Source organism: Actinomadura rubrisoli (genome assembly GCF_004349215.1).
Taxonomy (GTDB): Bacteria; Actinomycetota; Actinomycetes; order Streptosporangiales; family Streptosporangiaceae; genus Spirillospora; species Spirillospora rubrisoli.
The window spans coordinates 1-7581 of record NZ_SMKU01000410.1 but is presented as its reverse complement, the minus strand read 5'-3'; the positions used below and the strand labels follow the sequence as shown (position 1 = coordinate 7581).

7 protein-coding genes are annotated in these 7581 nt (G+C 70.8%); 2 read left to right on the top strand and 5 right to left on the bottom strand.

From position 1 onward, the window contains the following. Positions 1–3092: DEAD/DEAH box helicase (locus tag E1298_RS41325; RefSeq protein WP_243726155.1), on the bottom strand; the 3092-nt coding region annotated here is incomplete at its 3' end. 113 nt (positions 3093–3205) lie between these two features. On the opposite strand from E1298_RS41325, the gene E1298_RS41320 reads away from it, so the two are divergent. After that, entirely contained in the window at positions 3206–3400 is a 195-nt protein-coding gene (locus tag E1298_RS41320; protein ID WP_131902838.1) for a DUF3046 domain-containing protein, read from the top strand. Between the two features lie 33 nt (positions 3401–3433). On the opposite strand, the gene E1298_RS41315 is transcribed toward E1298_RS41320, so the two are convergent. The 4 genes from E1298_RS41315 to E1298_RS41300 all read right to left on the bottom strand — a co-directional run bounded on the left by E1298_RS41315 (position 3434) and on the right by E1298_RS41300 (position 6517). Beyond that, a complete protein-coding gene (locus E1298_RS41315) occupies positions 3434–3895 on the bottom strand; it encodes a DUF350 domain-containing protein (RefSeq protein WP_131902837.1) in 462 nt (153 codons plus the stop codon). A 39-nt stretch (positions 3896–3934) separates the two neighbouring features. Then, positions 3935–5092, bottom strand: a complete 1158-nt coding sequence (locus tag E1298_RS41310) for a glutathionylspermidine synthase family protein (protein WP_131902836.1) — start codon at positions 5090–5092, stop codon at positions 3935–3937. A gap of 3 nt (positions 5093–5095) precedes the next feature. Then, entirely contained in the window at positions 5096–5419 is a 324-nt protein-coding gene (locus E1298_RS41305) for a hypothetical protein (protein WP_131902835.1), read from the bottom strand. A gap of 228 nt (positions 5420–5647) precedes the next feature. Continuing rightward, entirely contained in the window at positions 5648–6517 is an 870-nt protein-coding gene (locus tag E1298_RS41300) for an ATP-grasp domain-containing protein (RefSeq protein ID WP_131902834.1), read from the bottom strand. A gap of 243 nt (positions 6518–6760) precedes the next feature. On the opposite strand from E1298_RS41300, the gene recA reads away from it, so the two are divergent. Continuing rightward, on the top strand, positions 6761–7581 hold an 821-nt coding region (recA, locus tag E1298_RS41295), incomplete at its 3' end, for a recombinase RecA (protein WP_131902833.1).

The window sequence follows — 7581 nt, the reverse complement described above, 5'->3', positions numbered from 1 at the left end:
CCCAACCACCGAGACACCCGCACAAGAGCGCCCGCCGAAACCTCCCCAGCCGCCCCCTTCGCCGTGCCCTGCGACGCAGCGTCCGGCGCGACATCTGGCGCGATCTCCGGCGTGCCCTGCGACGCGGGGGCCGGTGTGGCTCCTGAGGCGATCTCCGACGCGGTGTCTGGCGTGCCCTGCGACGCAGCGTCCGGCGCGTCGTCTTGCGCGACTTTGGAGGGGAGGGTGGTGCGTTCGGCTGCCTCTGGGGTGGTGAGGGGGCCCAGCGCGCGCAGGAGGTCGGCCACGCCCTCCATGTCGCGGGCGCGGCGGTCTTCGGCGAGGCGCTGGAGCTCGCGTTCGGTCTCGGTGACGGCGTCGAGGTCGAGCAGCTCGCGCAGGTCGGCCTGGCCGAGCAGCTCGGCCAGGAGCGCGGAGTCGAGCGCGAGGGCCTGAGCGCGACGCTCGGCGAGGGGAGAGTCGCCCTCGTACATGAAGGCGCCCACGTAGTGGAAGAGCAGCGAGCGGGCGTAGGGGGACGGCTCGGGGGTCTCCACCTCGACCATGCGGACCTTGCGGCCCGACAGGTCGCGCATCAGCTGCACCAGGCCCGGGACGTCGAACACGTCCTGCAAGCACTCGCGCATCGTTTCGAGGACGATGGGGAACGACGGGTACTTGCTCGCGACGGCCAGCAGCTGGGCGGCGCGCTGCCGCTGCTGCCAGAGCGGCATGCGCTTGTCGGGACGGCGGCGGGGGAGCAGCAGGGACCGGGCCGCGCACTCGCGGAACCGGGCGGCGAACAGGGCCGACCCGCCGAGCTCGTCGACGACGATGCGTTCGATGTCGTCGGCGTCGAAGACCGCCAGGTCGAGCCCCGGGGCCTCGTCCATGTCCGGGATGCGGATGACGATGCCGTCGTCGGCGTGCATGGCCTGCGCGTCGACGCCGTACCGCTCGCGCAGGCGGCCCGCTATAGCCAGCGCCCAGGGGCCGTGCACACGCGCGCCCAGCGGCGAGTGGACGACCATGCGCCAGTCGCCCAGCTCGTCGCGGAACCGTTCGATGACCATCGTGCGGTCGTCGGGGATGTGGCCGGTGGCCTCCCGCTGCTCGCCCACGTACGAGACGAGGTTGCCGGCGGCCCAGGAGTCCAGCCCGGCGGACGAGACGCGCTCGTGGGCCGCCTCGGCGGGCAGCCCGGCCAGCTCACGGGTGAACGCGCCGAGCGCGCGCCCCAGCTCCGCAGGGCGCCCCAGTGTGTCGCCGTGCCAGAAGGGGAGCTTGCCGGGCTGGCCCGGAGCGGGCGACACCAGGACGCGGTCGGGTGTGATGTCCTCGATGCGCCAGGAGCTGGCGCCGAGCACGAACACGTCGCCGACGCGCGACTCGTACACCATCTCCTCGTCGAGCTCCCCTACGCGGGACGCCTTCTCGCCGACCAGGAACACCCCGAACAGGCCGCGGTCGGGGATCGTGCCGCCACTGGTCACCGCCAAGCGCTGCGCCCCGGGCCGTTCACGGAGCACACCGGTCACGCGGTCCCAGACGAGGCGGGGGCGCAGCTCGCCGAACTCGTCGCTGGGATAGCGCCCGGCGAGCATGTCGAGGGTCGCCTCCAGCGCCGAGCGCGGGAGCGTGGCGTACGGGGCCGCCCGCTTGGCGAGGGCCTCCAGGTCGTCGACGGTCCACTCGTCCATGGAGACCATTGCGACGATCTGCTGTGCGAGGACGTCGAGGGGGTTGCGCGGGTAGCGCAGCTCCTCGATCTCGCCGGTGCGCATCCGCTCGGACACCACCGCCGTCTGGACGAGGTCGCTCCGGTACTTGGGGAAGATGACGCCCTTGGACACGGCCCCGACCTGGTGGCCCGCTCGTCCCACCCGCTGGAGGCCGCTCGCCACCGACGGCGGCGACTCGACCTGCACGACCAGGTCGACCGCGCCCATGTCGATGCCCAGTTCCAGGCTGGACGTCGCCACGACGGCGGGCAGCCGGCCCTCCTTCAGCGCGTTCTCGATGCCGGCCCGCTCCTCCTTGGAGACCGAGCCGTGGTGCGCGCGGGCGATCTCCACAGGCGCGCCCTTGGCCGCGCCCGCCTGCGCCATGGTCGCGGCGGGGGAGTGGTCTTCGGGCAGGGGCCCGCCGGTCGCGCGTTCGTACGCGAGTTCGTTGAGGCGGCCGCACAGGCGCTCGGCCAGCCGCCGCGAGTTGGCGAACACCAGCGTGGAGCGATGCCCCTCGATCAGGTCGAGCAGGCGGTCTTCCACGTGCGGCCAGATGCTGCGCTGCCGCGGATCGGCCGCGCCCGAGTCGTCGACGAACTGACCCACCTCGCCCATGTCCTCCACAGGGACGACGATGTCGAGATCGAAGACCTTGTCGGAACGGGGCTGGACGACCGTGGCCGGACGGGCCCCGCCCAGGAACGCAGCGACTTCCTCGGCGGGACGGACGGTCGCCGACAGGCCGATCCGCTGAGCGGGCCGGTCGAGGAGGGAGTCGAGGCGTTCGAGCGACAGCGCCAGGTGCGCGCCGCGCTTGGTGCCCGCCACCGCGTGGACCTCGTCGACGATCACCGTCTCGACGCCGCGCAGCGACTCGCGCGCCCGCGAGGTGAGGATCAGGAACAGCGACTCCGGCGTGGTGATCAGGATGTCGGGCGGCCTGACGGCCAGGCGGCGGCGCTCGTCGGCCGGGGTGTCGCCCGACCGCATCCCGACCCGGATGTCGGGCTCGGGCAGGCCGAGGCGCCGCGCGGCCTGCCGGATGCCCGTCAGCGGGGCGCGCAGGTTGCGTTCGACGTCGACGGCCAGGGCCTTCAGCGGCGAGACGTACAGGACGCGGCAGCGCCGCAGGGGATCCGCGCGCGTGCCGCCGCCCGCTTCGCCCGCTTCGGCGGCCTTGCCGGCCCCGGTGGCGGCGAGGCGGTCGAGGGACCACAGGAACGCAGCGAGCGTCTTGCCGGAGCCAGTCGGCGCGACGACCAGCGTGTTGTCGCCGCCGGAGATCGACTCCCACGCCCCGGTCTGGGCGGGGGTGGGCGCGGCGAACGCCCCGGAGAACCAGGCACGGGTCGCCGGGGAGAAACGTTCGAGCACGTCACCGCCCATGCGCCCATCTTGCCTCGCGGGTCCGACAGAACGCGCCGCCGGGCCCGCGTCACGTCGTAAGCCGCGAGGTCACGGCGTCCTTGGAGGAGCCGTCCGTCGGATAGCGTGGCCGGGTGCGGTTGACGGTTTTCTGGGAACGGATGAGACAGCAGTTCGGTGAGAGCTACGCCCAGAGCGTCGCCAAGGACTACGTCATGGCCGAGCTGGGCGGCCGCACGATCGAACAGGCCCTCGCCGAGGGCGTCCCGGCCAAAAGGGTCTGGCAGGCCGTCGTCGCCACGTTCGACGTCCCCTCTGCCCTCCAGTAGCCTCCGGACCCGGCACCCGGGGGCGCGCGGCGGTCAGTAGACCGCCACGGCGATGACGAAGCCGATCATGAGGTTGGCCACGGCCAGCAGGATCGCGGCGGGCTCCAGTTTGTCCCCGGCGTCGTCGGCCAGCGTGCCGATGCTGATCCCCACCAGCCGGTCGAAGATCATCGTGGCGACCGTCTGCGCGATGATGCCGCCCCCGCCGAACACCAGCGTCCTGGTCAGGCCCTCCGCCAGGTCCCCGCCCGAGGCGAAGATCGACATGGCGACGATCAGGCCGACCCCGACCGTGGCGGCGCAGGCGAGCAGCGTCGCGTTCGGGTTGCGGTGGTCGCGGATCACCGTGATCAGGCGGCCCGGCGTGGCGAGGTCGGTCATGTAGAAGCCGACGATGAACAGCACCAGGCCCACCCCGGCGTAGGCGAAGAGCGCCCCCGACCCGTCCAGCAACACCTGGCCGAGGCTGTCGTCGTTCGCCGCCACGGTTGTCATGGTTCTCCTTAGATGGCCGCAGGGGACTGCGGAGTCGGGCTACAGGGGAATGCGGTGGGGGACGAAGGACGAGGTGTCGTCGGTGATGAGACCGGAGGTCTCGCGGATGCCGATCCCCGCCGACTCGTCGTGGACGACCCAAGCGCCGAGCACCGGATGCTCACCGTCGAAGTCCGGCAGCGCGCAGAACTCCTGGAAGACGAAGCCCTCCGCGCCGTAGGCGCCCTCAGTGCGCTGCTCGCCGCCGTCCGGGGTGACGATGCGCATGCTCGCGCCCTCCCGGCCCAGCAGCGGCTTCTGGACGTAGGAGGTGAGGCTTCCTGGCGTGTTCAGGTAGGTGGGCAGCAGATTGGGATGCCCGGGGAACAACTCCCAGAGCAGGACGAGCAGCGCCTTGTTGGAGAGCACCATCTTCCAGATCGGCTCGATCCACGACGTGGAGGCGCCGGGAACGCTGCGCCCGAACGGCTCGGAGACGATCCACTCCCACGGGTAGAGCTTGCAGAGCGTGCGGATCTCCTCCTCTTCCAGATCGACGAAACGCTCGCGGCCGTAGTCCCAGCCGATGTCCTCCATGGCGATCGCCACGCCCGGCAGACCCGCCTCCTCGGCGGTCTCCTGCATGTAGGCGATCGTCATGACCTCCTCACCGGTCTCGTCGCCGCTCGTCCAGGCGAAGTGCGCCGGCCCCTTGGCCAGCCCGGGGAGGATCTCCTTCCAGCGGTCCACCAGCCGCTCGTGGATGGAGTTCCACTGGTCGTCGCCGGGATAGACGTCCTGCAGCCAGTACCACTGGACGATGGAGCTCTCGACCAGCGCCGTGGGGGTGTCGGCGTTGTACTCCAGGAGCTTGGCCGGGCCGTCGCCGTCGTAGCGCAGATCGAACCGTCCGTACAGATGCGGGTCGCCGCGCCGCCAGGACTCCTCGATGAGCGGGGCCACCCAGTCCGGGATGCCGAGGACGTTGTAGCGGCCCGTGGTGACGACGTGCTCCACCACCTGGAGGCACATCCGGTGCAGCTCCTCGACGACCTCTTCGAGGGCCAGCACCTCGTCCATGTCGAAGACGTAGTGGACGGACTCGTCCCAGTAGGGCCGGGTCAGGTGCTCGGGGTGCGCGGTCCGGTGAAAGGCGAGCCCCTGCGACTCGACCTTCTCGGCCCAGCCGTCCCGGGGTGTCGAGCGGGTACGGCGCACCGGCTAGCTCCCGCTCTTGCCGCTGCCGCCGAACCCGCCGCGGCTCAGCGTGCGCCCGCTCGCCGACTTGATCTTGCCCTTGCTGGGCCTGAAGGAGCGTCCGCCTGACACGAAGCCGTTAGAGGTGCGCTTGCCGCCGTAGTACCAGAAGTACTGGCCGTACGAAGTCGTGGTCCGGTTGATGTCGCCGGTGTTGCAGAAGGTGTCGGGCACCACCTTGTAGCCGCCCTTGGTCTGGCCGATGGCAGGGGCGTTGCGGTCCACGCACCACGCGGTGGTCGACTTGGATCCGCAGGCCACCAGAGTCAGCGACAGCGCGCTCAGCATCCCGACCTTCACGGCACGGGAACTGAGTCGGCGAGTGGGCTCCTGTGGGGGCAAGGAGAACACGTCCTTCAAAACGAGACGGCGAGCGTCCAGAAGGTTCCGGACGGCATGGTCGGACGCCCCCGAAAGGAAGGTTCCGAACGTGCGGAGCCACAGCCTAGAGGCGGCGCAAGATGAGACGGAAGTGGCCTGTGTTCCGGTTCCGTCACATCACTGCCACTGACGGTGTCAGTCCGGAACCGGCAGATGCGCGTAGAGGTCCATGGCGTCCACGGACGACGGCAGGTCGCTGACCTGCCCGTCGCCGACCTCCACCACGCGCCACACGCCGTCCGTGCGCCGCGCGAGGTCGGTGGTGATGAAGCGGCATCCGAGCGCCCGCACCGCGGGGGCGACGGAGTCCAGCTCGGGCTCGGGCTCCACGTCCGGGCTGTCGGGGTGGGGGCCCACCAGGGCGGGCTCCCCGTCCACCCACCACACGCGCGCCTCGCCCTCGCCGTCGTAGGGCTCGTACTCGCGCACGACGAGGCCGCCGGCCAGATAGTCGTCCTGCAAGGCGATCATCTTGGCCGCGACGTCGTGCAACTGCGCGAGGTTCTTCACGTCGGGCACGAAGCACGCCTCGTTCCACTCGTGCTTGCGCGACTTCACGTAGTCCTTGATGACGCCGGGCCCGGCACCCAGCGGCCGGACGAGCTCGCCCAGCTCGTTCAGATCGCCTGGATCCTGGCCGGGGGCGAGGGGATGCCACACGCTGTGCGGGGTCAGCCCGGCGAACGTGTCGTGCCAGCCGGGCAGCTCGTGCGCGCGCCGGTAGTCGTCCGGATGGGTCAGCAGCACCGTTCCGCGCCGCTTCATGGTGGTGGCCATCGCGGCGTACTCGTCGCCCGTGAGCATCCAGCCGCGGTACCAGACGGCCCCCAGCTCGGAGGGCACGGCACGCACCGCCGCCTCCACGTCCCCGCGACGCAGCGCGTCGTGGTCGATCAGGGCGATCTCGCCATAGTGGTCCCGCACGGCCGCGGCCTCGCGGGAGAAGTGGGGGTCAACGCGCCGGGGGTGGAGCGGATCGACGCAGAAGAGAACGGTCAGCGTCATGATGGAACCCTCCGTGGACGGCGCCAGCGTACGGGGTTCTGGCCATGGAACGCACGGAGATTCCCGCCCAAATCAGCGTACCGAGCGATGGTCGAACTAATGTTCGGTAAGCTGGTGCCCGGCTCGCGGCGCCGTCCACAGCCGCGCGAGGGATGCGAAAGTGTCGGTGGCCCGCCGTAACGTCGCCCTCGTCATCGCACAGCAGCGGCCGAGAGCCGACAGTCACGACGATAAGGACAACTCATGGCAGCGAACGACCGGGAGAAGGCTCTCGAGACCGCACTCGCCCAGATCGAGCGGCAGTTCGGCAAGGGCTCCATCATGCGGATGGGCGAGGACGCGCGGGTACCGGTCGAGGTGATCCCCACCGGCGCGATCTCCCTCGACATCGCGCTCGGCATCGGCGGCCTGCCCCGCGGCCGCGTCGTGGAGGTGTACGGCCCGGAGGGCTCCGGCAAGACCTCCATCGCGCTGCACGCCGTGGCCAGCGTCCAGAAGAAGGGCGGCATCGCGGCGTTCGTCGACGCCGAGCACGCCCTCGACCCCGAGTACTCCACCAAGCTGGGCGTCGACATCGAGGCGCTGCTGGTCTCCCAGCCCGACACCGGCGAGCAGGCGCTGGAGATCACCGACATGCTGATCCGCTCCGGCGCGATCGACATCGTCGTCATCGACTCGGTCGCCGCGCTCGTCCCGCGCGCGGAGATCGAGGGCGAGATGGGCGACAGCCACGTGGGCCTCCAGGCCCGGCTGATGTCGCAGGCGCTGCGCAAGCTCACCGGCGCGATCAACCAGACCAGGACCACCGTCATCTTCATCAACCAGCTCCGCGAGAAGGTCGGCGTCATGTTCGGCTCGCCCGAGACGACCACCGGCGGCAAGGCGCTGAAGTTCTACGCCTCCGTCCGGCTCGACGTCCGCCGCATCGAGACCCTCAAGGACGGCACCGAGGCCGTCGGCAACCGCGTCCGCGTCAAGGTCGTCAAGAACAAGATGGCCCCGCCGTTCCGCGTCGCCGACTTCGACCTCCTCTACGGCCAGGGCATCAGCCGCGAGGGCGGCCT